Consider the following 26,126-nt stretch of genomic DNA (forward strand, 5'->3'; position numbering starts at 1 on the left):
AGGGGGTAAGAAGAACAACGGGATGGCCTGACATGAGTGCATCGGGAAGCGCATCGGGATCGGGTGTTGACGGATCGGGCGACCGCATCACCGTCATCGACGCCTTGCGGGGAACGGCCCTGGTGGGCCTGTTCCTGCTGCACACCATCGAGCATTTCGATTTCCTGAGCGACGCGGCCGTGCCGCCGGCCTGGCTGAAACCGTTCGACACCGCGGCTCACGACACAGCCTTCTTCCTGTTCGCCGGCAAGGCCTACGGCATCTTCGCCCTGATGTTCGGCATCAGTTTCTCCCTGATCCTGGGCAGCTGGTCGCGGCGGCCGGGCAGCGCGTCGCTCCGCTTCCTGTGGCGGCTGGCCGTGCTGTTCGCCATCGGCTATCTGCACGGCCTGATCTATTGCGGCGACATCCTGACCATCCTGGCGGTCATGGGCGCACCCCTGGTGCTGTTGCACCGCCTGGGCGACCGGGCCCTGCTGGCCCTGGCGGCCGTGCTGCTGATCCAGCCGCCCACCCTGTGGCAGGTGGCGGGCCTGCTGAGCGGCACCGCCCCCACGCCGGCCGTCCCCGCCCACTGGACGGTGTATGAGGGCCTGATGCCCATCTACGCCAACGGCGGTTTCTGGGACCTGGTGAAGGCCAACCTATGGCAGGGCGTGCTGGCCCGCACCTTCTGGACCATCGAAACCGGCCGCTATATGCAGATGATGGGCCTGTTCCTGGTGGGCCTGGTGGTGGGGCGCAACCACATCCTGGAACGGGCATCCCAGCATCGCCGCCTGCTGCAGGGCGTCCTCGCCGGCGGCGCGCTGGCCTTCGCCGTGCTCTATCCCCTGAAGCGCCTGGCGGAGGGTGCCGGCCTGCCGGCCATGACGGCCTATGAGGTGACGAACCTGGCCAGCGCCTATTGCGGCCTGGCGCAGATGGCCGTCTGGGCCAGCGGCTTCGTCCTGCTGTATCCCCGCCTCCAGGCCTTGGCGCCGGTGCGGGCGCTCGCGTCCTTCGGGCGCATGAGCCTGACCTGCTACATCACCCAGGCCCTGGTCTTCGTGCCGCTGTTCTACGGCTTCGGCCTGGGGCTCTATAGGTTCATGGGCCCATTCTACAGCGTGGCCAGCGGCCTCGCCTTCGTCATCCTACAGTGCAGCGTCGCCCACTGGTGGCTGCGCCACTACCGTTACGGCCCCCTGGAATGGGTCTGGCGCGCCGCCACCTTCCGCACCCTGTCCCTGCCCTTGCGCCGCCCTCCGAAAGCGGCACTGGCGGAGGCGGCGTAAGATGAATGCATGGATGCGCCTAGCCGCCTTGGCCACGACCGTCATACTGACAATGACCACGGGTCAAGCGGAAGAGGCGCCACATCTGCCTGCACTCGGCCGACCACCGGTGGTAACCCAAGTTCCTGTTCCGCCGCCCACCCTGGCCGGTGGGCGGTGGCGCATCATCACGTACTTCGACGGGGTGGCCCTCGCTGCACCCAAGCTGCAGGACTTCGCAACGCCCGCCAACGCCGGCCAAACCGTCAACCTTCCTTGGCCGACGATAACGTTCAACACCACGGGGGCGCTGGAAGTCTTTGTCGGCTGCGGACCTGCATTGGGTCGCTATGACATGACCGATGACAAATTGACCTTACGCGCCTTGGCCTGGACAATAAACTGCGGCACAGACGACACCCACCAACTCCTCGCCGTCGTAGCCGCGATGGAAGCAACGAGCAACCTGGCATGGCGAGGCGCAAGTGCCCTGCTGTTTGATCAGGCTGGCAATCTCCAGCTGATCCTCTCCCGTTAAGTGAGAATCCAGATCTTAAAAACAAAACGCCCGGGACCAGCCGATCCCGGGCGTTCGTCGCTCCAACAACGTTCGGCGGACTTACTTGGCCTTGGCCAGCGCTTCCTTCACCACCTTGTCGGCCAGGGGCGCCATGGCGACGTAGCCGGCCTCGGTCGGGTGCACGCCGTCGGAGGCCAGGCCGGGCTTGAAGTCGCCCTTGCCGTCGCCCACCACGTCCTTGTAGTCGACGAACAGGGCGCCCACCTGCGCCGCGTACTCCTTCAGCCAGGCATTGTGCGCGGCGATCTTGGGCGCCGGGTCCAGGCCCTGGTGCCATTTGAAGTCCAGCGCCGGAGGAATGCCGGCCAGGATCACGGTGATGCCGTGCTTCTGCGCCAGCTCCACCATGCTCATGATGTTGTTCTTCAGCTGCTGCGGCGATACCGGGCCCCAGTTCTGGGCCAGGTCATTGGTACCGGCCATGAGGTGCACGACCTTGGGATGCAGGTCGATGACGTCCTGACGGAAGCGCAGCAGCATCTGCGCGGTGGTCTGGCCGCTGATGCCCCGGCCCACGCGGCCGGGGGTAAAGAAGCCAGGCGTCTTATCCACCCACAGCTGGGTGATGCTGTCGCCCATGAACACCACCTGGACCGAACCGGGCGCCAGCTTCTCATTGTCCGCTGCGTAGCGGTTGAGATAGGCGAAGTCGTGGTGCAGGCGATCTTCCTCTTCCTGGTGCCATTTGGCCACCTGCTCGGCGCTGGGTGGCTTGTTGTCCTCGGCCAGCGCCGGCGCGGCCATCAGGCCGGCCAGCATCAGGGCGGCGGCGACGGTACGTTTCTTCATTCTCAAGGTTCCTCCCACGCGGCCCCGCAGCCGGGACCCAAATTAATAAAACGTCTTAATTTAATTGGCCGTCAATGGCCCGGGCAGATGGAGCCCGCCGGATTGGCCGACAGCCGCACGGTAGCCAGTGACAGGCGCAAGGTCCCGCCGGTGCTGAGCGCGAAGGGGGTGGTGACCCGGGACAGGTCCGCCCCAGCCTGCTTGAAACAGGACAGCTTGATCTTCAGGGTCTGCCATTGCCCAAGGGGGGCGGCCTTCAGCACGCTGGTCAGGTCCAGGGCGCCCGGCGTGGCGGGCCCGGTGCCGCTCCCCGGGCCGGAAATCAGCCAGACGGTGCCGGCCGGCGCCTCATCCACCCGATAGTCCACCTGCAAGGACAGGGCGCCATTGGCCTGACGTGTCAAGTCCAGGGCGTTGCCGCCGGTCACGGCGATGGCGGCCTCCCCCTTGCCGGTCCAGCTCAGCTGACGGCCAGCACCTTGTATGCCGCCGGCATCCACGGGCTTCAGCGCCAGGGCGCCCGCCACCTCGGTCGCGGTGCCGTCGCCCGGCACCGGCACGCTGGCAGCCCCCTGGCGCAGCACGAAGCTCCACGGTGCGGGGTTGCGGCCCTTCACGAAATAGGTGTCGATGTTGGCCGCCGCCGCATCCACGCCCGACACCTCCGGCAATTGCGGCACGGTCACGGGCTTGGCGTCGGCATAACGCAAGCCATAGCCGAAGGGGAACAGCGGATCATAGGGCTGGCGCAGCCGGTTCAGCGTCGCTTGCGCCGCCGTCTTGGGCCAGGAGTAGGAGAGCTTGCCGGTGAAGTCGTAACGCGGCCGGCCCAGCATATCGCCCACCAGCACGTCAGCCACGCCGCCGCCCTCCGACCCCGGGAACCAAGCCGCCACGAAGGCGTCGGACGCGTTGATCTCCGGATTCACCCACAGCGGACGGCCGGACAGGAAGACGGACACCACCGGGATACCTTGGGCCTTCAGCTTCCTCAGCAGCGCCAGATCCTGCTTGTCGCCCGCCTGGAACTCCAGGCTGGGAATGTCGCCCTGGAACTCGGCATAGGGCATCTCGCCGAACACCACCACGGCCACGTCCGGCTTGGTGGTGTAGCTGCCGTCGGCGCTGAGGTCCACGGTGCCGCCGCCGGCGGTCACCGCCTGGCGGATGCCCTCATAGAGGGAAGTGGCGCCGGGGAAGTCGCTGTTCTTGTTGCCGGTGCCCTGCCACGACAGGGTCCAGCCGCCGGTCTGGCGGCCGATCTCGTCCGCCGCCTCCCCCACCACCAGAACGTGGGACTTGGCCTTCAACGGCAGCACCTGGCCGTTGTTCTTCAGCAGCACCAGGGACTTGCGCACCGCCTCGCGCGCCAGGGCACGGTGCTCGGCATTGCCGATGACACCGTCTTTCAGTTCGAACGGGCGGGCGGGATCGAACAGGCCCAGCTTGGTCTTCACCCGCAGGATGCGGCGCACGGCGTCGTCGATGCGCGCCATGGGGATCGTGCCCGCCTTCACCTGGGCCACGGTATTGGTGAACAGCGCCTTCCAGTCGTTGGGGGCCATGAACATGTCCAGGCCGGCCAGAACGGCGGCGGGACAGGAGTCCGCCGTGCAGCCCGGCACCTGGCCGTGGCCGTTCCAGTCGCCGACGACGAAGCCGTCGAAGCCCATGCGCCCCTTCAGCACGTCGGTCAGAAGCGACTTGTTGCCGTGCATCTTGGCGCCCTGCCAGCTGGAGAAGCTGGCCATCACCGTCATGATGCCGGCGTCCACCGCCGCCGGATACCCCGCCGCATGGATGCGGATCAGATCCTGTTCGCTGACGTCGGCGTCGCCCTGGTCCACCCCGTTGGTGGTGCCGCCGTCTCCCAGGAAATGCTTAGCCGAGGCCGCGACGTGGCCGCGCTGCAGCGCCTGGCCGGCGCCCGCCTGGCCCTGCAGGCCCAGCACCATCTCGCCCGCGTATTGGCGGACGATGTCCGGATCCTCGGAATAGCCTTCGTAGGTCCGGCCCCAGCGGTGGTCCTGCGGCACCGCCAGGGTGGGGCCGAAGGCCCAGTCGATGCCCGCTGCCGCCGTCTCCTGCGCCGTGGCGACGCCGATGCGGCGGATCAGGGCGGGATCGTGAGTGGCACCCAGGGCGGAGTTGTGGGGGAACAGCGTGGCACCCACCACGTTGTTGTTGCCGTGCACGGCGTCGATGCCGAACATGATGGGGATGGCCACGTGCCCGGGCCGCTCGGCCAGCGAGGCCGCGCGGAAAGCGCGCGCCGTCTCCACCCACTTGTCGGGGCCGGCGCGGTCGTCGCCGCCCGCCGGCGCGCTGTCACCACCGGCCAGGATGGAGCCCAAGGGGTAATTGGCCAGGTCCGCCGGGGTTACGGTGGAAATGTCGGCCTGGATCATCTGGCCGACTTTATCCTCCAAGCTCATCTTGGCCATCAGGCCGGTCACGAAGGCTTCGGTCTTGGCGTCCACCAGGCCCTTGCTCTTGGCGGCCGGCCACAGCTCAGGGTGGGCGACGCCGCGGGCGCTGTCTGTCACGGTGGAAGCTGCCTTCTGCGGGGGATTTGAGGTTTGCCGGGCTGAGACCTGGAGCGGTGTCAGGGCCGCAAGCAGTAAGGCCGGCGTCACGGACGCCAGAAGGGCCATGCGGTGCTTCATGGATGTTCCTTGTTCTTCTCAGGTCTTCTTGGGTGCCGCTAGCCGATGCCGCCACCCGCGCCGGGCCTCCCTAGTGCCGGACAGGTGGATCCGCGGGGCCCCGTCCCACCTCTATTCCCGTCGGGATGGGCGGATTTCCAGGGGCGCGAATTAGTAGGATGATAGCGCTATCATCCAACCCCCGCAAGCGAGCCACGCCTTGCCCCATGATACCGGTCACATTAGGATCACCGGCAACGGCGGCGCTGATCGCCGGTGACGGAGGAAACGGGCGCCCGAGCGCGGCCGGCGGCCAGACGGGCCTGCCGAATACCGATCCCCTGTCCTGACTGTCGATCCACCAAGGGGAAGGTCGCCTGCCCATGTCCAACATATCGCGCCGGGAAATCCTGATGGCCAGCGCCGCCGCCCTGCTGTCGGCCAGCGCCACGCGACCCGCCCTGGCGCAGGAGGCGCCGCCCGCGGCCCCGGTGCCTCCCCTGCCTGCCCCGGCCCCCACCCAAACGCTCTGGTACAACCAACCGGCGGCGCAATGGGTGGAGGCCCTGCCGGTGGGGAACGGCCGGCTGGGTGCCATGGTGTTCGGCGGCATGTCCATGGAACGGCTGCAGCTGAACGAGGACACATTCTACGCCGGCGGGCCTTACGACGACGTGAACCCGGAGGCCAAGGCCAACCTTCCCCAGGTGCGCGAGCTGGTCTTCCAGGGCAGGTACAGGGAGGCGGAGGCGCTGGCCGGCGCCAAGCTGATGGCCAAACCCCTGAAGCAGATGCCCTACCAGACCCTGGGCGACGCCGTGCTGCTGTTCCAGGGCCTGGACACGGTGCACGACTATCACCGGCGGCTGGATCTGGACACCGCCGTGACCACCACCCGCCTTGTCAGCGGCGGCGGCGCCTGGTCGTCCACCCACACGCGCGAGGTGTTCGCCAGCGCGCCGGACCAGGTGATCGTCACCCGGCTCTCGGCCAACAAGCCGGGCCTGGTCAGCGCCAACCTGTCGCTGCTGACGCCACAGAACGCCACCTTGGTGGCGGATGGCCCGGACGGCCTGCTGCTGACCGGCACCGGCCCCAGCCGCTCCGGCATAGAGGGGCGGCTGAAATTCGCCGTGCGCCTCAAGGTCATCGCCAGCGGCGGCGCGGTGCGGGCCGGCAGCGACGGCATCGTCATCGACCACGCGGATGAAGCCGTGGTGCTGATCACCGCCGCCACGGGCTACAAGCGCTACGACGACATCAGCGCCGATCCGGCCGCCCTGACGGCCGCCACCCTGGCCCAGGCCGCCGCCAAGCCCTATGCCCAGCTGCTGGCCGACCATGTGGCGGCGCATCAGCGCCTGTACCGCCGCGTGGCCCTGGACCTGGGGACGACGCCCGCCGCCGGCCTGCCCACGGATGAGCGGGTGCGCGCCGCCGCCCCGCAGGACGACCCTGCCCTGGCCACCCTCTACTTCAACTACGGCCGCTACCTGCTGATCAGCAGTTCCCGCCCCGGCGGCCAGCCCGCCAACCTGCAAGGCATTTGGAATGAGCAGGTGGATCCGCCGTGGGAATCCAAGTGGACCATCAACATCAACACCGAGATGAACTACTGGCCGGCGGAGCTGGTGGACCTTGGTGAATGCGTGCAGCCCCTGGTGGGCATGCTGAAGGACCTGTCGGAAACCGGCGCGCGGGCGGCGCGGGACATGTACGGTGCCGGCGGCTGGATGGCCCACCACAACACCGACGTCTGGCGGGTGGTGGGGCCGCCGGACGGCCCCAAATGGGGCCTCTGGCCCATGGGCGGGGCGTGGCTCTGCCGTCACCTGTGGGACCATTACGACTATGGCCGGGACAAGGCGTTCCTGGCCGACATCTACCCCATCCTGAAGGGCGCCTCGCAGTTCTTCCTGGATACGCTCCTGGTCCTGCCGGGCAGCGACTGGCTGGTCACCAACCCGTCGCTGTCGCCGGAAAACGTGCACCCCCTGGGCACCTCGCTGTGCGCCGGGCCGGCTATGGACCGGCAGATCCTGCGCGACCTGTTCGCCATCACCGTCAAGGCCGGCGAAATCCTGGGCAAGGACGCCGACTTCCGCGCCAAGGTGACGGCCGCCCGCGAGCGCCTGCCCCCGGACCGCATCGGCGGTGCCGGCCAGTTGCAGGAATGGCTGGAGGACTGGGACATGCAGGCGCCGGAGATCCACCATCGCCACGTCTCCCACCTCTACGCCGTCTACCCCAGCGACCAGATCACCCGGCGCGGCACGCCGGACCTGATCAGGGCCGCGCGCAGGACGCTGGAGATCCGGGGGGACGATGCCACCGGCTGGGGCCTGGGCTGGCGCCTGAACCTGTGGGCACGCCTGGGCGACGGCGACCACGCGCACGCGATCCTGAAGCTGCTGCTGGGGCCCGACCGCACCTACCCCAACCTGTTCGACGCCCACCCGCCCTTCCAGATCGACGGCAACTTCGGCGGCACGGCCGGCATGGTGGAGATGCTGGTGCAGAGCATCGGCGACGATATCGAGCTGCTGCCCGCCCTGCCCCGCGCCTGGGGCCATGGCAGCCTGCGCGGCGTGCGGGTGCGCGGCCAGGGCCGGCTGGACTTGGCCTGGAAGGACGGCGCGCTGGCGCAGGCGGCCTTGCGCAACGCCGGCGCGCAGCCGCGACGCTGGCAGGTGCGATTGGGCGAGGACGTGGTGGCGGTGACGGTGCCAGCCGGTGGTGAAAAGCGCGTGACGCTGAAAAACGGCAGGCTGGCCCTCGCCTGAGGACCAGCCCACCGCTCCTCATGGATGCCCTTGCGCTCAGGCCGCGCGCAGCTGGGCCAGGAAGGCGTCGACCTGCGCGCGCAGCACCTGGGCCTCGCTGGTCAGCTCGGTGGAGGAGGCCTCGACCTCTGCCGACTTGCGGGCCGTCTTGCCGGCGCGTTCGTTGACGCCGTAGATGTTCTCGGTGATCTCCTCCGTCGCCCGCGCCGTCTCGCCCACGTTGCTGACGATGGCCTGGGTTGCGGCACCCTGCTCCTGCACCGCCGCGGCGATGATGGAGGCGATTTCGTCGATGCGGCGGATGGTGGCGCCGATGTCGCCGATGGCCGTCACCGCCTGGCCGCTGGCCCCCTGGATGGCGCCGACGTGGGCCGCGATCTCCTCGGTGGCCTTGGCCGTTTGCGTCGCCAGGGTCTTCACCTCGGATGCCACGACGGCGAATCCCTTGCCAGCCTCCCCCGCCCGCGCCGCCTCGATGGTGGCGTTCAAGGCCAGAAGGTTGGTCTGCCCGGCGATGTCGCTGATCAGCTGGACCACGGCGCCGATGCGGTTGGCTACCTCGGCCAGGCCGTCGACCGTGCCGCGCGTCGCATCCACCTGGACCACCGCCTCGCGGGCCACGACGGCGGAATTCTCCACCTGTCGGCTGATCTCCCCGATGGAGGAGGACAACTCCTCACTGGCCGTCGCCACGGTGCGCACGTTGCCGGCGGACTGGCTGGCGGCGGCCGACACGGTGGTGGTCTGCCGCAGGCTCTCCTCGGCGGCGGAGCCCAGTTCGCGGGCCGTCATCTGAATGTCGGCGGCGGCAGTCGCCACCTTGTCCACCACCGCGCGCACCGTCGCCTCGAAATGGTCGGCGGCGCTGGCCATGGCGGCCTTGCGCTGGGCCTCGGCCGCGGCCTTCAGCGTCGCCTGCTCGGCCGCCAACGCGTCGCCCTGGATCAGGCTTTCCTTGAACACCTCGACCGCGCGGGCCATGGCGCCGATCTCATCCCCGCGCGCCACGCCGGGCACATCCACCTGCCGGGCACCGCCGGCCATGGTCTCCATGACGCCGCGCAGCAGATCCACGGGCCGGGTGATAGACCGCCCCGTGGCCCAGGACAGCACCAGGCTCAACGCGATGGCGATGCCGGCGAAGGCGAAGCCCAGGGCGCGGCCCTTGGCGGAGGCGGCGTCGAAGGCCTTCTCCGCATCCTCCGACTGTTGCAGGTTCAGCGCCGCCATCTTCTCCAGGTTTTGGGTCATCTGGTCGCGCGCACCGTCCACCTTGCCGTCCAGCTCGCGGATGGCGGGGGTCAAGGAATCGGTTTTCTCCAGCGCCGGCAGCATCTGCTGCTCAAAGATGGCCATGTAGTCGCGTAGGCCCGCCTCGGCACCGTCCAGGGCGGCCTTTTCCTCCGGCAGGTCGGCTTCGGCCCGCAATTCCTTGAACATGGCCAGGATGCCCTGCTTCTTCTCGGCCCAGTCCTTGCGCGTCTCATCCAGGTTGTGGTTGATCTCCGCGTCCGCGACGATGGCGTAGAGGTCGTTGCCCGCCGACACGGCGCGCACCGACTTGGAAGCCACGCCGGACGTGCCGGTCAGCGTCGCCTTGCTCTCGGCCAACCAGCTGAGGGTCAGGGTGAAGACCCCCGCGATCAGCAGGATCATCAGCACGTTCATGGCCGAAGACAGGGTCAGTTTGTGTGCCAGTTTCATCGCGGGCCTCCGGGTTCGGTCACGAAATCCAAGTCAAAAATCAGAAGCGGATGGTGAAGCCGATGAAGGGGTTCACATCATCGGCCGCCTTGCTCAGGCCGATGTTCACACCGCCATCCACGGAGAAGTTCGGCGTCACCTGATAGGTCAGGCCCAAGTCCAGAGTGGCGACGGTGGCGGCGTCGGGGCCGGTCTGCCGCTCGCCATACAGCTCGATATAGCCGTCCAGCACCTCGCCCAGCGGGTGGCTGAGGCTCATGGAAAAGGCCAGGTCGGGGTCGTAACCGTCGCCGATGGCGTTGCGGTTCAGGGCCAGCGTGGTCTGCGTGCCCAGTTCCCACTCCCCACCCAGCTTGATGGCGAAGGGCACGCCGATGCCGCCCTCGAAGGCGCCATTGCCATAGGCGGTGGCGGCCGTGGGCAGCTTCACGAAGGGGATCAGGCCGAGGGCGGTCGTGCCCTCGCGATCATTACCCCACAGGTTGATCTTGGCCCGCACGGTCATGTCCGACCAACCGTGAAGCCGGGTGTGGCCGCCGCCCCGCTCCGACAGGCCCATGACGGTGTAGGCGGGGGCGATGATGTCGACTTCCGCGTCGTCCCAGACGCCGATGCGGATGTTGGGGGCCATGAAGACGGACTCGTGCTTGCGCGTGCCGTCGTCGTTATAGAAGTCGCGGTTGTGGCTGATGATATCCGTCTCGACCTGGACGTGGCCCGGATCGATCGTGTAAGGGCCGTCGGTCTTGTCCGGCCGGTCGGGCGCGAACTCGCGCAGTTCCCCCTCCGCCGCCAGCGCCGACGTCAAACCCGGCGTGGCCAGCACGGCCAGCGCCAACAATCCGGTCCGGAAGTAGAAAGTCCGCAAAGCCAGCCCCGCCCGTATCGCCTGTGACAAATCGTCTCTGCGACATCACGGTGCCAGGAATGGGTTTCCGGATGGTTAACCGAATGAACCTCCGAAAGGTTATCGGGTAATGAAGCCCCCATCGGGCGGCGCTGCGTGGCCGGGCTCGCCCCCCTCCTCCGCCGGCGGCACGTTCCACCAGCCCCCACCCAAGGCCTGGAACAGGGCGGCCGTGTCCATCAGACGGGCCGCCTGGGCCTGCACCAAGGCCAGGCGAGCCTGCGCCGCCGCCTGCTGGGCCGCCAGCACGGCCGGGGGCGCCACCGCCCCTAGGGCCAGCTGCCGCCGGGCGAGGTCCAGGGCATGGGCAGCCGCAGCATCCGCCCGCTGTGCCGCCGCCAGGGCGTCGCCGTCGCTTTTCAGCGCCGACAGGGTATCGGCCACGTTCTGAAAAGCCAGGACCACAGTGGAGCGGTATTGCGCCGCCGCCTGATCCAGGGCCGCCCGCGCTGCTTTTTCCTTATGCGCAAGGCTGAAGCCTTCGAACACCGGCTGGGTCAGGCTGGCGCCTAAGTTCCAGAAGCCGTTACCGGCGGTGAACAGGCTGTTCAACGCCGAGGCGCTGGACCCCGCCGCCCCGCTGAGCGTCAGGTTGGGCAGGCGGTTGGCCACGGCCACGCCGACATTGGCGCTGGCGACATGCAGGTTGGCGGCGGCCAGGCGGATGTCGGGCCGCTGTTCCACCAGCCGGGCCGGCAGGCTGTAGGGCAGCTCCGCCGGCAGGGCCAGGTCGCTGAGTTGGAAGGTCTCCGGCGTCGGGTCGGCCGGCATGCGGCCCAGCAGGGCGTTCAGCTGATGGCGCTGCTGTTCCAGCTGCTTTTCCAATGGCGGCAGCGTCTGCTCGGCTTGCGCCAGCGCCGTCTCCCCCGCCGCCACGTCGGCGGCCGAGACCTGGCCCAGGTCCCGCTGGCGTCGCAGGATGGCCAGGGCCTTGCCGGCGTCGGCGATGATGGACCGGGTGGCGTCGATCTGGCCGCGCAGGCTGGCCTCCGTCACCGCCGCCACCACCACGTTGGACGTCAGGGTCAGGTAGGTCGCCTCCACCTGGAAGCGCTGGCCCTCGGTGGTGGCCTCCAGCGCCTCCTGCCCCCGCCGGGTGCCACCCCACAGATCCGGGCTGTAGGACACCGACAGCTGCGGGGTGAACAGGTTCAGCTGCGGCGCGTTGTTGGCCGCCGTGGGCGCCACGGTACCGGTCGGGTCCTTCTGCCGCGTGGCCTGGAAACTGGCGTCGATGGCGGGCAGGAAGGAGCCGGCGTTGGCGTAGGCGTTTTCCCGCGCCACGCGCAGGGCCGCCTGCGCCGCCGCGACGTCGGCGTTGTGGGTCATGGCCTCACGCACCAGGCCGTCCAGGGCCGGCGACTTGAACAGCGCCCACCAGTCGGCCGGAATGTCGCGGCCGGCGAGCAGGCCCTGGTCCGGCAATTTGGGCGGCGGGGCCAGCGCCGTCTTGGGCGGGGCGGCCGGCGCCTGGTAATCCGGACCGACGGCGCAGGCCGCGAGCAGCAGGGCGGGGATGAAGGGAAGAACGCGGCGCATCATTCAGCCTCCCCCACCTGGACCGGGCCATCTTGCACAGGCAGCGCGGTGCGGCTGGAGAACAGGCTGATCAGCACCGGCAGCACCACCAGGATCAGGATGGGCGCCAGCAGGATGCCGCCCACCACCACCATGGCCAGCGGCCGCTGCACCTGGGACCCGATGCCGTGCGACAGGGCCGCCGGCAGCAGGCCGACGCAGGCGGCGATGCAGGTCATCATGACTGGACGCAGGCGCGTCTCCGCCGCCTTCACCAGCGCCGCCGCCCGTTCCATCCCCGCATGGACCAGCTGGTTGAAGTAGGAGATGACGATGATGCCCTCCATCACCGAGATGCCGAACAGGCCGATGAAGCCGATGGCGGCGGAGATGGAGAAGGGCGTGCCGGTGGCAGCCAGGATGAAGATGCCGCCGATCAGCGCCATGGGCATGACGCTGGCCGCCAGCAGCGTGTCGGTCATGGAGGCGAAGTTGAGGTACAGCAGCACGCAGATCAGCGCCAGGCTGACCGGGACGGCTACCGCCAGGCGGCGCACCGCGTCCTGAAGGTTGCCGAACTCCCCCACCCATTCCAGGCGATAGCCGCCAGGCAGCTGCACCTGCTCCGCCACCTTCTGCTGCGCCTCCAGCACGGCGCTGCCCAGGTCGCGTCCGCGCACGCTGAACTTGATGGGGATGTAGCGCCCCTGCCCCTCGCGATAGATGAAGGACGCGCCGGAGACCATGCGGATGTCGGCCACGTCGGCCAGGGGGATGGGTGCCGTTCCCGTGCCCAGCGCGGTCGTCCCCACGGTGATGTGGCGGATGGCGTCCAGGCTGCCGCGATCCTCTGGCGACAGGCGCACCATGATGGGGAAGTTGCGGTCGCTGCCGTCTTCATACAGGTTGCCGGCCGCCTGCCCGCCAATGGCGGCCTGGACAACGGCGTTGACGTCGCCCGTCGATAGGCCGTAACGGGCGGCCTTGGCCCGGTCCACCGTGATCTTGATCGTGGGCTGGCCCAGCGACTTGAACACGCCCAGGTCGGTGACACCCGGCACGGTGGACATCACCTGCTTGATGCGGTTGGCGGTCTTTTCCAGCGTTTCAAGGTCGTTGCCGAACAGCTTGACCGAGTTCTCGCCCTTAACGCCGCTGGCCGCCTCCTCCACATTGTCCTCGATGTATTGGGAGAAGTTGAACTCGATGCCGGGGAAGCGCTCGGTCAGCTTCGCCTCGATGTCGCGGGTCAGGCGTTCCTTGTCCCAGCCCTTGGGCCAGCTGTCGAAGGGCTTCAGCGGCACGAAGAACTCGGCGTTGAAGAAGCCGGTGGCGTCGGTGCCGTCGTCGGGGCGCCCATGCTGGGAGATGACGGTCTCCACCTCCGGATAATCCTTGATGATGCGGCGGATGCCGTCCACCGCCTCGGTCCCCGCCTCCAGCGAGATGGACAGCGGCAGATTGGCGCGGATCCAGAGGTTGCCCTCCTCCAGGTGCGGCAGAAATTCCATGCCCATGAAGCGGGTGCAGACGATGGCCAGCACCATCAGCGCGCCGGCCACGGCCAGCACCAGGCGCCTGTTGGCCAAGGCCAGGCGCAACAGGGGCGGATAGAGGCGGTGCAGCACGCGCACCACCACCGTGTCATGCTCCCGCACCTGCTCGGGCAGCAGGATGGCGCTCAAGGCGGGGGAGATGGTGAAGGTGGCGATCAGGCCGCCGGCGATGGCGTAGGCGTAGGTCTTGGCCATGGGGCCGAAGATATGCCCCTCCACCCCCGACAGGGTGAACAGCGGCACGAAGCCGGCGATGATGATGGCGGCGGAGAAGAAGATGGCGCGGTTGACCTCGACGGCGGAGTTGGCGATGACGCCGAACCGACCGCGCAGGATCACCTCCTGCCGCACGCTGTGCATGATGGAGGATTTGGCGAACCGCTCCTTGGGCGGCTGCGCCAGGTGGCGGAAGATGTTCTCCACCATGATGACGGTGGCGTCCACGATCAGGCCGAAGTCGATGGCGCCGACGGACAGCAGGTTGGCCGACTCCCCGCGCAGGGTCATGATCAGGATGGCGAAGAACAGGGCGAAGGGCACCGTGGCCGCCACGATGACGGCACTGCGCAGATCGCCCAGGAACAGCCACTGCACGAAGAAGATCAGGATGATACCCATGACCATGTTGTGCAGCACGGTGTGGGTGGTCAGGTCGATCAGGTCCGACCGGTCGTAGATGGTCTTGAGGTATACGCCCGGCGGCAGGATGCCGGACGTGTTGATCTTCTCCATCTCCGCCTTGGCGGCCAGGATGGTGGGTTTGCTCTCCGCCCCCCGGCGCATCAGCACGATGCCCTGGACGATGTCGTCCTGGCCGTCGCGGCCGGCGATGCCCAGGCGCGGCTGGTTGCCCACGGTGACGGTGGCGACGTCACCCACCAGCACCGGCGTGCCGTTGTTGGCCGCCAGTATGGTGCCCCGGATGTCGTCCAGGGAATGGATTTGGCCCACGCCGCGCACCACCATGGCCTGGTCGCCGATGTTCACCGTCTGGCCGCCGACATTGATGTTGGCGTTGTTCAGGGACTGCAGCACGCCGGGGATGGTCAGGCCGTAGGCGGTCAGCTTGCGCTGATCCACCGTCACCTCATACGCCTTGGTCTTGCCGCCCCAGCCGGACACGTCGATGACGCCGGGCACGGCCTTGAATCGGCGCTGCAGCACCCAATCCTGCAGGGTCTTGAGATCGGTGACGGAATAGCCCGGCGGCCCCACCACCTGATAGCGCAGGATCTCGCCGATGGGGCTTTCCGGCGAAATGGCCGGCTGCACACCCGACGGCAGGTTGGACAGCTGCGACAGCTGGTTGATCACCCGCTGCACCGCCTCGTCATAGGTGAAGTCGTAGGTGAACTGGATCTTGATGTCCGACAGTCCGAACAGCGAGACGGAGCGGATGGCCGTGACATGGGGGATGCCGGCCATCTGCACCTCGATGGGCACGGTGATGTAGCGTTCGATCTCCTCGGCCGACTGGCCGCTGTTCTGGGTCACGATCTCCACCATGGGCGGGACCGGATCGGGATAGGCCTCGATGTTCAGGCGCAGGAAGGCGCCCACGCCCACCACCAGCAGGGCGGCCAGCGCCGCCAGCATCAGGACGCGCTGGCGCAGCGCGAAAATGACGACCTTGTTCATGATCTCAGTCGCCCTGCGCCGCGCGGTCGATGAACAGCGCGCCCTTGGTCACCACGCTGTCCCCCGCCTTCAGGCCGTCCAACACCTCCACCAGCCCGTCCTGCTGCCGCCCCAGCATGACGGACCGCAGCGCCAGGGCGTGGTGGGCAGCGTCGGCCACCCAGACGCGCGACACCTCGCCCTCATGGATCACCGCCCGTTCCGGCACGGCCAATGCGGGGTTGGCAGGGCTGGAGGCACCAGGGTCGGTAAACAGGCGCACGGTCGCCATCATCTCCGGCTTCAGGGCGCCGTCGGCGTTGTCCAGGGTGACGCGCACCGCCAGGCGCCGGGTGGCGGGGTCGATGGCCGGGGGCACCGCCGTCACCCGCCCCCGGAACACCCGTGTCGGATAGGCGGGCACGCGCACCTCGACCTCCTGCCCCACAGCCACGGCCGGGGCGTCGGCCTCGCGCACATTGGCCAGCAGCCAGACGGTGGAAAGGTCGGCCAGGCTGAAGGCCATGGTGCCGCCGCTGGCCGCCCCGTTGACGTACTGGCCCGGGGAAACCTGGCGCTGCAGCACCGTACCGGCGACGGGTGCGCGCACCGGCGTCGGCGCCAAGGCGGCGCCCTCCCGTGTCAGGGCCGCGATCTCCTGCGGGGTGCGGCCCAGCACGCGCAGCCGGTCGCGCACGGCGGCCAGGGCCGCCTGCGCCGTGCGTGCGGCCGTTTCCGCCGTCACCAGGTCCACCTGGGCCTGCTGCCAATCCTTCAGGGCGCCGCCATCGGCCTGGTACAGGTCACGCTGGCGCTGTTCCGTCACGCGGGCCTGGCGCAGCTGGGCATCGGCGGCGGCGGCGGCCGATGCGGCGGCCGCCAGGTCGCTGCGCCCCTGCGCCATGTCGGTAGCATCGACGGTCATGAGCACGGCGTCCTTGGCCACATGATCGCCCACGCGGGCGGTCACGGTGCCCACCTGACCGGAAACGGGGGAATAGACCGGCGTTGTCGCCTCGTCATTGGCGGTCACCCGGCCATCGGTGTCGATATGGGTTTGGAAGGGGTGTGGGGCCACGGTTTCCATGCCCAGCGTCGCCCACTGGCCCGGCGTAACCTGGAAGGTGCCGGGGGCGGCCTCCGGCTGGGCCGACGGAGGAGGCGGCGCATCGCTTTCCCGGATCACGATCATCCCCACGACCGCAGCCGCCAGCAAGGCGGCACCCAGCCACTGCAGCCCGCGACCGGGACCGGGACCGGGAAGAAAGCGGAAAGAAGGCACCTTAAGCACTCCACGCCACAGTCGCGGGCAAACGGCGGAAAGCCTAAACAGGCGCGTCGCGATGACGCATCCGCACGGTGCACCGCAAAAATCAAGGAAACGCGGGATCGCACCTTTGCAGGAACGGGGCAATGGGCCATTTCAGCGCAGGTGCCGCCGGATTTATTGAAGGCATTCCGAAATTTTATGGTTAGCGCCTCATCGCTGTGTCGATTTGATTACGCCGCATCGCGCGCGCCGAGGGTGGAACGCTTGTTTTCCTTGGAATGCCCCGTACAGCCGGCCCGCCGACGGACTTCCCGGACGGCCAGCGGAGGGGTGAAACGACGCCCTACGGCTGGGCGGGCCATTTGACGCAGGCCATAGGCCGAACGGCCGAGGGCACCGTCCCGCCTCTCCGTTCGCCGCCTTTGGTCATGCCGTCCGGCGGGCCGGATATTCCCATCCTCGACCCGCCTGGTGGGTGGATAGGCATTCCGGCACGGCCCTTAGCGCTTTGGCCCGCCTGCCAGTTGCCACGGCAACCGGCCCCGCTATTTCCCGATTTGTTACCAGGGAAAGGCCCGATGGGTCCTTCCGAATGGATCGTGAGATGCGCCGCTGGGGGCCATCGAGGAATGTCTGGAGGTCGCCCGTGCTGAACGCCTTGCGCAACCTTTTGTCGATCACCGTCGTTCTTCTGTTGTTGGTTCCCCTGACGGACCTGGCCATGCAGGTGCTGCCCCCTGTCATCGGCGCGCTGCCGCCGCTGCTGGTGGGCCTGGTGTTCCTGGCCTTCGTCGGTCAGGTGCTGGCGGCCGCCGTCCGCCATGCCCGCCTGCACGGCATACAGTTGACCAAGCCTGGAAACGGCCCCCATGCCGGTTCCCTGTCGAGAGAGATCACGCCATGAACGCACCCCTTCGCAACATCCTCTATGCCATCCTCAGCCTGCTGCTGATCATCATGCTGGTGGATTTGGCCGTGACCCTGCTGCCGCCCGTTCTGGCCGAGGTGCTGCGCATCATCGTCGGCATCGGCGTCTTCCTGTTCCTGCTGCAGTTCCTGGCGGGCCTGTTCCGCAGGACGCCCTGACGCCTTAAGGTGCCGACGAAGCCGAATAGGCCTGGCCACCGTCGCCAGGCCTATTCCTTTTGTTCCCCTTTTGGACCTCTTTCTCCTTGACGGCGACCGCGCGTTCCCACACTCCATAAGGGCAAACCGGATGGAGAGATGCACGCGATGCGCAAGGATCTTCGGAACACCGCCACGGCCTTGTTCACGGCTGCCTGCCTGGCCAGCGGCACCGCCCTGGCCGCCGATGCCGCTGGGGGCGCATCGGTTCCCGGCGACAAGCAGACGCCGGGCCACCACACCTACATGTTCGTGCTGAGCTGGGAGCCGGAGTTCTGCTACCTGCACGGCGATGGCCATCCGGAATGCGCCGCCGGCGACCGCGCCACCAGCTTCGGCGCCACCCACCTGACCCTACACGGCCTGTGGCCGCAGTGGAGCAGCGCGTGCTCCCTCTCCGCCAAGGACAACGACCCCACCTGGAAGGATCGCGTGTTGCCGCCCCTATCGCCGGCAGTGCAGGGCACATTGGCGGAGGTCATGCCGGGCATCGCCTCCGGCCTCACCCTGCATGAGTGGCAGAAGCACGGCTATTGCAGCGGCCTGTCCGCCGACCAGTACTATGCCCAGGCCGGCGCCATGGTGAAGACGCTGGGGGCTGCCAAGGCCGGTACCCTGCTGGCCGAGGCCACGGGCAAGAGCGTGACGCGCAAGGCCCTCTGCGACGCCCTGGCCGCCGACTTCGGCGAAGCCGCGCGCCAGTCCGCCGTGCTGGGCACGGGCAAGGCCGCCTTCCTCACCCAGATCACCTTCACCCTGAAGGCGACCGACGACGGCACCACCGCCCTGGACGCCGCCCACCTGACCGACAGCCCCGCCGACCAGGCCGGCCGCTGCGACAAGGGCAACCCGGATGAGGCGCTGAAGGTGGCGGGGTTCAAGTGATCACTCTTTATCCATGACAGGCTGATGATGGACAGGTGAGCCTATGTCGGGCGCGATACCCTTCGATTATGCGTCCCAGCAGGCGCCACTGATCGTTGTCGAGGGACAACTTGGTGAACAGGCGGAAAAAGGGCGGATTGTCGTCGACACCGGCGCGACCGCCCCCTTCCCTATATTCCTGAGCGTATCCCGGGCCCAGAGACTGCACCTTCCGCTGTCGGGCGACGTTACGCCAGATAGCTCGACAGCTATCGGCGGCGGACCGCAAACTTACCGGGAAGGGGAGTTGCCCGCCTTCTCGATCGGCCCCGTCAAGCTGGAACATGCCAAGGTCGCGGTTCTGCCTATGATCGACGCCATGACGCGGCAGGTCGGCACCCCCATCGATGGTATCGTCGGCTATCAGTTCCTTCGCAACTATCGTTTCTCCATCGACTATGTCGCACACCAGATCGACTTCGCGGCGGCGATGGGGCGGGATGCCGATGCCTTGTCATTCAGCCTCGGCCTAAAGAAGCCCCTGATCCTGGTCCAGGCGACGGTGAACGGCACCGGTCCCTTCACCTTTGAAATCGACACCGGGGCCACTGTAACGACCCTGTCCCCGGAGGCGGCGGAGCGCGCCGGAGTTGTCGCCACGGGGAACGGTGTCCTCGGCGGCGCAGGCGGGTCGGTGGCGGTCCGGCGTGGCGACGCGCGCGTCACCCTTGGTCCCGTAAGTTACGACCTGAGGAATCTCAGCATTTCCGACCGCCTCTCCGCCATCAGTTCGGCGACAGGATCGACGGTCGAGGGCATCTTGGGGCTGGACTTCCTGTATCGCACCAGGCTGACGATCGACTATCCAAGCGCCAAGGTATGGATCGTCGGAACGTCGCCATCCCGCACCCAGTAGCGCCACCGCAACAAAAAGGCGGCGCCCGCGAGGACGCCGCCTTTTTCATTCCGGAATCGGAACGGCCCTTACGACACCAGCGGCGGCAGGGGCTGCGGGCCGGCGGCCTGTTCGATGACGTGGCCGACCTTCAGCACGGTGGCCTCATCAAACGGACGGCCCAGCACCTGCAGACCCAGGGGCAGGCCCTCGCCGCTCAGGCCGGCCGGCACCGACAGGCCGGGCAGGCCCGCCAGGTTGGCCGGAACGGTGAAGACGTCGTTCAGGTACATGGCGATGGGATCGTCCATCTTCTCGCCGATGCCGAAGGCGGCCGACGGGGCGGTGGGCGTCAGGATGACGTCGCACAGCTCGTACGCCTTGGTGAAGTCCTCGGCGATGCGGGCCCGCACCTTCTGCGCCTTCAGGTAATAGGCGTCGTAGTAGCCGGCCGACAGCACGTAGGTGCCGATCATAATGCGGCGCTTCACCTCGGCGCCGAAGCCCTCGGCACGGGTGTTCTCGTACATCTCCTTCAGGTCCTTGCCCTCGACGCGCAGGCCGAAGCGCACGCCGTCATAGCGGGCCAGGTTGGAGGAGGCCTCGGCCGGGGCCACGATGTAGTAGGCCGGCAGGGCGTACTTGGTGTGCGGCAGGCTGATCTCCACCGGCGTGGCGCCGGCGGCCTTCAGCCATTCGATGCCCTGCTGCCACAGCTTCTCGATCTCCGCCGGCATGCCGTCGACGCGGTATTCCTTGGGAATGCCCACGCGCAGGCCGCGGATGTCGCCGGTCAGTGCGGCGGCGTAGTCCGGCACCGGCACATCGATGGAGGTGCTGTCCTTGGGGTCGTAACCGGCCATGGAGCGCAGCATGAGCGCCGCGTCCTTCACCGTGCGGGTCATGGGGCCGGCCTGGTCCAGGGACGAGGCGAAGGCGACGATGCCCCAGCGCGAGCAGCGGCCATAGGTCGGCTTGATACCGACGATGCCGACGAAGCTGGCCGGCTGGCGGATGGAACCGCCGGTGTCGGTACCGGTGGCGCCCAACGCCAGGCGGGCGGCCACGGCGGCGGCCGAGCCACCCGAGGACCCGCCGGGCACCAGCTTGCGGGTGAAATTGCCTGCCGCGTCCTTGGGCGACCACGGGCTGATCACCGGGCCGTAGTGGCTGGTGATGTTGGCCGAACCCATGGCGAATTCGTCCAGGTTCAGCTTGCCCAGCATGACGGCGCCGTCGCGGAACAGCTGGGTGGTGACCGTGCTCTCATACGGCGGGACGAAGCCGTCCAGGATGTGGCTGGCGGCCGTGGTCTGCACGCCCTCGGTGCAGAACAGGTCCTTGATGCCCAGGGGCAGGCCGTCCAGGGTCCGCTGCTCGCCCTTGGCGTAGCGGGCGTCGGCGTCCGCCGCCTGCTTCAGCGCCACGTCCGGCGTCTCGATGATGTAGGCGTTCAGTTCCTTGGTCGCCGCCATGGCGTCCAGGTGCGCCTGGGTCAGCTCGACGGCGGTGAACTCCTTGGCGGCCAGGCCGGCCAAGGCGTCGGCCATGGTCAGGTGGGTCAGCTTCGTCATCACTCGACAACCTTGGGCACGGAAAAGAAATTCTCGGTGGCATCGGTGGCGTTGGCGACCACCTTTTCCGGATAACCGCCGTCGGTCACGGCGTCGGGGCGCCAGCGCAGGTTGGCGGCGACCACGCTGGTCATCGGTTCCACGTTTTGGGTGTCCACCTCGCCCAACATCTCCACCCAATGCATGATGGTGTTGAGTTCGCCGGCCAGCTGCTCCAGATCGGAGTCCGGGACCTTGATGCGGGCGAGATGCGCGATCTTCGCCACGGTGGCCTTGTCGAGGGACATGGTGCTAAGTCTCTCCTTCGGAATAAGGAGCCACGGGGGCGATGACAGGCGGCGTGTCGTATGCCGCCGGCCCCCGGGCGGCGCGGAAGGTAACACCCGGTATGGCGATCCGCAACATCAGGGACCTCAAGGCCCAGCTGCCCCCCGGCGGGCGGCTGATGGGCCTGGATCTGGGGTCCAAGACCATAGGCATGGCGATCTCCGATCCCGGCCTGACCGTGGCCTCGCCGGTCGGCACCATCATGCGGCGCAAGTTCACGACCGACGTGCAGGATCTGGCCAGGGAGTTGCGCGGCCGTAACGTCGCCGGCTTCGTCATCGGCCTGCCCCGCAACATGGACGGCAGCGACGGCCCGGCCGCCCAATCCGCCCGCAGCTTCGCCCAGAACCTGATCGAACAGCCCCAGCTGCTGGGCGGCCAAGTGCCCGAGATCGCCTTCTGGGACGAACGCCTGTCCACCTCGGCCGTCAGCCGCATGATGATCGAATGGGACATGACCCGGAAACGCCGGGACGAGGTGGTCGACCGCATGGCCGCGGCCTACATCCTTCAGGGCGCCCTGGACTTCATGGCGGCCGAGGCCGCGCGCGCCGCCCTGGCCGCCCGTGACGAAGCGGAGGGTGACGCGGCGGGCCTGGACGGAAGACACGATGAAGAAGATCGCGACCGGGACGACTGACCAGGCATGCTGCAGGTCCTGACGGCGTTGGCCCCCACCTTCCTGCTGATCGCGATCGGCTTCGGGTTGCGGCATTTCAAGCTGATCGACGCCGCCTTCTGGGGTGCGGCCGAGCGGCTGATCTATTACCTGCTCTTCCCCGCGCTGCTGATCGACGGCACCGCCAAGACCGATCTGTCGGGCATGGACATCTGGGCCATGGGCGGCGCCCTGGTGGGCGGTATCCTGCTGCTGAGCGCCGGCCTGCAGTTGACCTACCGGCGCCTGTCGGGCAGCGATCCGGCCTACACCTCGGTCTTCCAGGGGGCGGTGCGGGTCAACACCTATGTGGCCATGGCCCTGGGCGCCGCGCTGCTGGGCCCCCATGGCACGGCCCTGATGGCCATCGGCGTGCTGTTCTGCATGCCCACGGTGAACATCCTCAGCATCCTGGTGATGCAGCGCCACGGCGACATGCCGGCCGGCATGAAACGCCATCCCCTGCGCACCCTGTGGCAGATCCTGAGCAACCCGCTGGTCTGCTCTGTCATCGTGGGCGCCGCCCTGAACCTGGCCGGCATCCGCCAGATCCCCGTGGTATCGCCGGTGATGGCGGTTTTGGGTCAAGCCAGCCTGCCCCTAGGGTTGCTGGCCGTGGGCGCCGGCCTGGGCTTTTCCGCCATCCGGGGGGCAAAGGTGGCGGTGGCCATCAGCAGCGTGGCCCGTTTGGCCGTCCTGCCTGTCATCACGGCGCTGCTGGCCAAGGTGCTGGGCGTCCAGGGCAACGCCTTCGTCGCCGTGGTGCTGTACAACGCCCTGCCCACGTCGGTCAGCGCCTATGTCCTGGCCCGGCAGATGGGCGGCGACGCCCCGCTGATGGCCGGCATCATTACCGTCCAGACCCTGGCGGCGGCCGTCACCCTGCCGGTCGTGCTGGCCCTCTTGACCGCCTGAAACGACGTCGGCGGCGCAGGGTGCCCCACGCCGCCGATCATCACGTCAAAAGGCCAACACGCGTCAGTGCATGGACACCGCGCGGGGGGCGCCGCCGGTCTTGGCGGCGGGCTTGCCCGACAGCAGATGCAGGCCGGTCAGCAGGCCGTAGCCGGCGATCATCAGGTAGCAGGCCACCGGCACGATGAAGGCCAGCACCAGGCTGGTCAGGTCGGCGACCTTGCCCGTGATCATGGGCACTACGGCGCCGCCGAAGATGGCCAGGCACAGCATGCCGGCACCCTGGGGCGTCTCTTCCTCCAGCCCATCGATGGCGATGGTGAAGATGGTGGGGAACATGATGGAGTTGCACAGGCCCACCGACAGGATGGTGGCCATGGCCAACGTACCGCTGCTGGCCATGGACAGGCTGACCAGCAGGGCGGCGGCCAGCGAGCACACCATCAGCACGATGCCGGGCCGGGCGAAGCGCAAAACGACAGAGCCGATGAAGCGGCCAAACATGGCGCCGCCCCAGTACAGGCTGACCAGCACGGCGGCCTTGGACTCCGGGGTGTTCAGCACGTCGTGCAGGTGGATCACGCCGGCGAACCAGGTGCCCAGTTCGGACGCCGCGTCCCGCGTGCGGTCGAGGATCAGGTAGTTGACCATGGCGCTGCCGATGGACACCTCCGCCCCGACGTAGACGAAGATGGAAACCACACCCAGGGCCAGCTGGCTGTGGCGCAGCACCCGCAGGCTGAGGCCGCTGCCCGACTGCTGGTCGGTGGCGGCCCCCTCACGGCCCCGCAGGAACCAGAACAGCACGGCCAGGACCACCAGCAGGGCTGCGATCATCAGGAAAGGCACATGCACACCGCGCGCGCTGGCATCCCCATCCGCCGCCTTGGACAGGATGAAGACGGAACCGAGGATGGGGCCGATGGTGGTGCCGAAGGAATTGAACGCCTGGGCCAAGTTCAGGCGGCTGGACGCCGTTTCCGGCCGGCCCAGCAGCGACATCAGCGGGTTGGCCGCCACCTGCAGCACGGTAATACCGCCGGCCATGACGAACAATGCCAGCAGGAAGGCGGCGAACAGGCCCATGCTGGAGGCCGGCACGAACAGCAGGCAGCCCAGGGTCATGATGCTGAGGCCGGCGACGATGCCGCGCAGGTAGCCCAGGCGCGCCAGCAGGGCGCCCGCCGGGACCGACACGACGAAGTAGGCCAGGAAGAAGGCGAACTGCACCAGCATCGCCTCGGTGTAGTTCAGCGAGAACTGTTCCTTCAGCTTGGGGATCACGGCGTCCACGATGGACGTGGCGAAGCCCCAGGCGAAGAACAGCATGACGACGATCGGGGCCAGCGACGTCATGGATTTATTGTGGGCGGATGCGGTCGACATCGATCGTTCGTCCAGTCGGTATGATAAGTCCGGGCCCGAGGGGTTTGACATCCGCCGGGCCCGGGTTCAATGGCTATTACGACACATTCGTATTTTATTGCGTTGCGAAATGAAATTTTCCGCAACGCAGCATGTTTAGTTCGACGCCGCTTTGGTCCGCTGCTCCGCCACCTTCTGCGCCAGGTCCAGGCGGTCCTTCATCGGGTCGACCTCCAGCACCGGCCCCTTGGTGCCGAAGTCCATCAGGCGCTCATCCTGGCCTGCCTTGAAGGGCGTCCAGGCCGGCAATCCCTGGGGCTCCGGCTTGCCCGTCTTGGCGAAGGCCACCCAGTAAGCGTGCGCCGCCTTGGCGGCCGCCGCGTCCGCCGCCGTCAGCGCGTCGCCATAGCGGGCCTTCACCGTATCGAAGACGAAGGGGATTTCCGTCGCGTGCGGCGTGCCCCACCATTCCTTGCGCATGCTCTCCGCCACATAGGAATAGCGGAACAGGTAGACGGGTGATTTGTGGGCCGACAGCAGGCGGGCGGTCTCGCGCGCCGGCTCGATGAACATGAAGGCGCCCGCCACACGGTGGCCGATCAGCTTCACGTCGCGTGACCCATCGGGATCGAACAGGGCCAACGCCCTGTCCTTGTCGGCACCGAAGGGCGCCAGCACATCGTCCAGCGAACCGCCGAAGAAGAAGCCGTCGGCCCCGGTAGCGCCCACCATCACCGGCACGTCGGCGCCCGCGCCCGCCGCATAGGCTGTCACCGGCGCCGAATAGCGGACGACGGCGCCATCCACCATGGGTCCGGAATAGGTCGGCACGTTCATGGTCGCCATGTTCAGGCCGTCCACCACCGCCTCCGCCGGCAGGGCGCGCAGGGCCGCCAGGCCGGCGGCGCCCGTGTCGGTGATGCCGTGCTGGGCGGCATAGGCCAGGCCCGATTTTTCCGCCGACGGCGCGTCACCGTCCGCATGCAGGGGCGGCGTAGGGAGGATGCGCTCGCGTCCGGCGCCCGACTGGACGATGCCCCGGTTGAACAGACCCTTGGCCATGGGCGAGGTCAGCAGGGTGTGAACGGAGATGCCGCCTGCGGATTCCCCGAAGATGGTGACATTGTCGGGATCGCCGCCGAAGGCGGTGATGTTGCGCTTCACCCACCGTAGGGCCGCCAGCTGGTCGAGATAGCCATAGTTGCCCACAGGGCCCTGCCCCGCCTCCGCCACCAGGGCGGGATGGGCGAAGAAGCCGAAGCGGCCGACGCGGTAGTTGAAGCTGACCAGCACCACGCCGTCACGGGCGAAGTTCGACCCGTCATAGACGGCGGGGGAACTGCCGCCGTTCACGAAGCCGCCCCCGTAAATCCACACCATCACCGGCCGCTTGGCACCCGGCTTGACGGTGTCGGCGGGGGCCCAGACGTTCAGGTATAGGCAATCCTCCGCCGGGGCCACACCCAGGGGGGCCGCATCGCCCGGCAGCGGTTTCTGCATGCAGTCGGCGCCATATTCGGCACCGGAGCGTACGCCGGCCCAGGCGGCGGCCGGCTGCGGCGGGCGCCAGCGCAAGGGGCCCACCGGCGGGGCGGCGAAGGGGATGCCCTTGAACGCCGCCACATCGCCGCTGACCACGCCGGAGACCCGGCCCTGTTCCACCTGCACCACCGGCGCTTCCGCCGCGAGCGCCGGCCGGGCAGCGGTCAGCAGCAGCGCCGCGACCGCGATCCGCTTCATCATCTTGGACATCGCATTTCCCCTTGTCAGGATCATCG

General features: G+C 68.1%; 20 protein-coding genes. 9 read left to right on the forward strand and 11 right to left on the reverse strand.

The window, feature by feature from the left end; all coding sequences use genetic code 11:
* Positions 1-32: 32 nt before the first annotated feature.
* Entirely contained in the window at positions 33-1,277 is a 1,245-nt protein-coding gene (locus tag FBZ88_RS00685; protein WP_145614948.1) for a DUF418 domain-containing protein, read from the forward strand.
* Between the two features lies 1 nt (position 1,278).
* Positions 1,279-1,794, forward strand: coding sequence for an META domain-containing protein (locus FBZ88_RS00690; protein ID WP_145614949.1), 516 nt, complete (start codon positions 1,279-1,281; stop codon positions 1,792-1,794).
* Between the two features lie 81 nt (positions 1,795-1,875).
* On the opposite strand, the gene FBZ88_RS00695 is transcribed toward FBZ88_RS00690, so the two are convergent.
* On the reverse strand, positions 1,876-2,625 hold the full coding sequence (locus FBZ88_RS00695) for an SGNH/GDSL hydrolase family protein (RefSeq protein ID WP_145614950.1): 750 nt from the start codon (positions 2,623-2,625) through the stop codon (positions 1,876-1,878).
* Positions 2,626-2,696: 71 nt separating this feature from the next.
* Positions 2,697-5,171, reverse strand: coding sequence for a glycoside hydrolase family 3 protein (locus FBZ88_RS00700; protein ID WP_246138432.1), 2,475 nt, complete (start codon positions 5,169-5,171; stop codon positions 2,697-2,699).
* 482 nt (positions 5,172-5,653) lie between these two features.
* Between FBZ88_RS00700 and FBZ88_RS00705 the strand changes: the two genes are divergently transcribed.
* Positions 5,654-8,053, forward strand: a complete 2,400-nt coding sequence (locus tag FBZ88_RS00705) for a glycoside hydrolase family 95 protein (protein ID WP_145614951.1) — start codon at positions 5,654-5,656, stop codon at positions 8,051-8,053.
* Between the two features lie 36 nt (positions 8,054-8,089).
* On the opposite strand, the gene FBZ88_RS00710 is transcribed toward FBZ88_RS00705, so the two are convergent.
* From FBZ88_RS00710 to FBZ88_RS00730, 5 genes are all read right to left on the reverse strand, one after another.
* On the reverse strand, positions 8,090-9,757 hold the full coding sequence (locus FBZ88_RS00710) for a methyl-accepting chemotaxis protein (protein WP_145614952.1): 1,668 nt from the start codon (positions 9,755-9,757) through the stop codon (positions 8,090-8,092).
* A 40-nt stretch (positions 9,758-9,797) separates the two neighbouring features.
* Positions 9,798-10,625: a transporter gene (locus FBZ88_RS00715; RefSeq protein ID WP_186464128.1), complete on the reverse strand. Its 828-nt coding sequence runs from the start codon at positions 10,623-10,625 to the stop codon at positions 9,798-9,800.
* Positions 10,626-10,724: 99 nt separating this feature from the next.
* The gene (locus FBZ88_RS00720) at positions 10,725-12,206 is read right to left on the reverse strand and encodes an efflux transporter outer membrane subunit (RefSeq protein ID WP_145614954.1); all 1,482 of its coding nucleotides are present in this window, start codon (positions 12,204-12,206) and stop codon (positions 10,725-10,727) included.
* Complete coding sequence (locus FBZ88_RS00725; RefSeq protein WP_145614955.1) at positions 12,203-15,376, reverse strand: efflux RND transporter permease subunit; 3,174 nt, start codon at positions 15,374-15,376, stop codon at positions 12,203-12,205. The genes FBZ88_RS00720 and FBZ88_RS00725 overlap by 4 nt, the downstream gene beginning before the upstream one ends.
* Positions 15,377-15,380: 4 nt before the next feature.
* Positions 15,381-16,637: an efflux RND transporter periplasmic adaptor subunit gene (locus FBZ88_RS00730; protein ID WP_145614956.1), complete on the reverse strand. Its 1,257-nt coding sequence runs from the start codon at positions 16,635-16,637 to the stop codon at positions 15,381-15,383.
* A gap of 634 nt (positions 16,638-17,271) precedes the next feature.
* Here FBZ88_RS00730 and FBZ88_RS00735 point away from each other — a divergent pair.
* The 4 genes from FBZ88_RS00735 (at position 17,272) to FBZ88_RS00750 (ending at position 19,530) form a co-directional block, all read left to right on the forward strand.
* Positions 17,272-17,529, forward strand: a complete 258-nt coding sequence (locus FBZ88_RS00735) for a hypothetical protein (RefSeq protein ID WP_145614957.1) — start codon at positions 17,272-17,274, stop codon at positions 17,527-17,529.
* Positions 17,526-17,711 (forward strand): hypothetical protein, encoded by a 186-nt coding sequence (locus tag FBZ88_RS00740; protein WP_145614958.1) that lies wholly within the window; start codon positions 17,526-17,528, stop codon positions 17,709-17,711. The genes FBZ88_RS00735 and FBZ88_RS00740 overlap by 4 nt, the downstream gene beginning before the upstream one ends.
* Positions 17,712-17,858: 147 nt before the next feature.
* Positions 17,859-18,635 carry a ribonuclease T2 family protein gene (locus FBZ88_RS00745; RefSeq protein WP_186464129.1) on the forward strand — a complete coding sequence of 259 codons (777 nt, stop codon included), beginning with the start codon at positions 17,859-17,861 and terminating at the stop codon, positions 18,633-18,635.
* A 43-nt stretch (positions 18,636-18,678) separates the two neighbouring features.
* The gene (locus tag FBZ88_RS00750; protein WP_145614960.1) at positions 18,679-19,530 is read left to right on the forward strand and encodes an aspartyl protease family protein; all 852 of its coding nucleotides are present in this window, start codon (positions 18,679-18,681) and stop codon (positions 19,528-19,530) included.
* Between the two features lie 68 nt (positions 19,531-19,598).
* Here FBZ88_RS00750 and gatA read toward each other — a convergent pair whose 3' ends face one another.
* Together gatA and gatC are read right to left on the reverse strand one after the other, a co-directional pair.
* Positions 19,599-21,083 carry an Asp-tRNA(Asn)/Glu-tRNA(Gln) amidotransferase subunit GatA gene (gene gatA, locus FBZ88_RS00755; protein ID WP_145614961.1) on the reverse strand — a complete coding sequence of 495 codons (1,485 nt, stop codon included), beginning with the start codon at positions 21,081-21,083 and terminating at the stop codon, positions 19,599-19,601.
* Positions 21,083-21,370, reverse strand: a complete 288-nt coding sequence (gatC, locus tag FBZ88_RS00760; RefSeq protein ID WP_145614962.1) for an Asp-tRNA(Asn)/Glu-tRNA(Gln) amidotransferase subunit GatC — start codon at positions 21,368-21,370, stop codon at positions 21,083-21,085. Before gatC ends, gatA begins: the two co-directional genes overlap by 1 nt.
* Before the next feature lie 101 nt (positions 21,371-21,471).
* Between gatC and ruvX the strand changes: the two genes are divergently transcribed.
* Both ruvX and FBZ88_RS00770 read left to right on the forward strand, forming a co-directional pair.
* Entirely contained in the window at positions 21,472-22,050 is a 579-nt protein-coding gene (gene ruvX / locus FBZ88_RS00765; protein ID WP_145614963.1) for a Holliday junction resolvase RuvX, read from the forward strand.
* 6 nt (positions 22,051-22,056) lie between these two features.
* Positions 22,057-22,983 carry an AEC family transporter gene (locus FBZ88_RS00770; protein WP_145614964.1) on the forward strand — a complete coding sequence of 309 codons (927 nt, stop codon included), beginning with the start codon at positions 22,057-22,059 and terminating at the stop codon, positions 22,981-22,983.
* A 63-nt stretch (positions 22,984-23,046) separates the two neighbouring features.
* Here FBZ88_RS00770 and FBZ88_RS00775 read toward each other — a convergent pair whose 3' ends face one another.
* Positions 23,047-24,369 (reverse strand): sugar MFS transporter, encoded by a 1,323-nt coding sequence (locus tag FBZ88_RS00775; RefSeq protein WP_211102465.1) that lies wholly within the window; start codon positions 24,367-24,369, stop codon positions 23,047-23,049.
* 135 nt (positions 24,370-24,504) lie between these two features.
* On the reverse strand, positions 24,505-26,100 hold the full coding sequence (locus FBZ88_RS00780; protein ID WP_246138433.1) for a carboxylesterase/lipase family protein: 1,596 nt from the start codon (positions 26,098-26,100) through the stop codon (positions 24,505-24,507).
* Positions 26,101-26,126: the final 26 nt, after the last annotated feature.

Source organism: Nitrospirillum bahiense (assembly GCF_007828025.1).
GTDB lineage: Bacteria > Pseudomonadota > Alphaproteobacteria > Azospirillales > Azospirillaceae > Nitrospirillum > Nitrospirillum amazonense.

Excerpts from the sequence above, each read along its gene's own strand:
- FBZ88_RS00685 (WP_145614948.1), top strand. The coding sequence starts at position 33 with ATGAGTGCATCGGGAAGCGCATCGGGATCGGGTGTTGACGGATCGGGC.
- FBZ88_RS00690 (WP_145614949.1), top strand. The coding sequence starts at position 1,279 with ATGAATGCATGGATGCGCCTAGCCGCCTTGGCCACGACCGTCATACTG.
- FBZ88_RS00695 (WP_145614950.1), bottom strand. The coding sequence starts at position 2,625 with ATGAAGAAACGTACCGTCGCCGCCGCCCTGATGCTGGCCGGCCTGATG.
- FBZ88_RS00705 (WP_145614951.1), top strand. The coding sequence starts at position 5,654 with ATGTCCAACATATCGCGCCGGGAAATCCTGATGGCCAGCGCCGCCGCC.
- FBZ88_RS00710 (WP_145614952.1), bottom strand. The coding sequence starts at position 9,757 with ATGAAACTGGCACACAAACTGACCCTGTCTTCGGCCATGAACGTGCTG.
- FBZ88_RS00720 (WP_145614954.1), bottom strand. The coding sequence starts at position 12,206 with ATGATGCGCCGCGTTCTTCCCTTCATCCCCGCCCTGCTGCTCGCGGCC.
- FBZ88_RS00725 (WP_145614955.1), bottom strand. The coding sequence starts at position 15,376 with ATGAACAAGGTCGTCATTTTCGCGCTGCGCCAGCGCGTCCTGATGCTG.
- FBZ88_RS00740 (WP_145614958.1), top strand. The coding sequence starts at position 17,526 with ATGAACGCACCCCTTCGCAACATCCTCTATGCCATCCTCAGCCTGCTG.
- FBZ88_RS00745 (WP_186464129.1), top strand. The coding sequence starts at position 17,859 with ATGCGCAAGGATCTTCGGAACACCGCCACGGCCTTGTTCACGGCTGCC.
- FBZ88_RS00750 (WP_145614960.1), top strand. The coding sequence starts at position 18,679 with ATGTCGGGCGCGATACCCTTCGATTATGCGTCCCAGCAGGCGCCACTG.
- gatA (WP_145614961.1), bottom strand. The coding sequence starts at position 21,083 with ATGACGAAGCTGACCCACCTGACCATGGCCGACGCCTTGGCCGGCCTG.
- gatC (WP_145614962.1), bottom strand. The coding sequence starts at position 21,370 with ATGTCCCTCGACAAGGCCACCGTGGCGAAGATCGCGCATCTCGCCCGC.
- ruvX (WP_145614963.1), top strand. The coding sequence starts at position 21,472 with ATGGCGATCCGCAACATCAGGGACCTCAAGGCCCAGCTGCCCCCCGGC.
- FBZ88_RS00770 (WP_145614964.1), top strand. The coding sequence starts at position 22,057 with ATGCTGCAGGTCCTGACGGCGTTGGCCCCCACCTTCCTGCTGATCGCG.
- FBZ88_RS00775 (WP_211102465.1), bottom strand. The coding sequence starts at position 24,369 with ATGTCGACCGCATCCGCCCACAATAAATCCATGACGTCGCTGGCCCCG.
- FBZ88_RS00780 (WP_246138433.1), bottom strand. The coding sequence starts at position 26,100 with ATGTCCAAGATGATGAAGCGGATCGCGGTCGCGGCGCTGCTGCTGACC.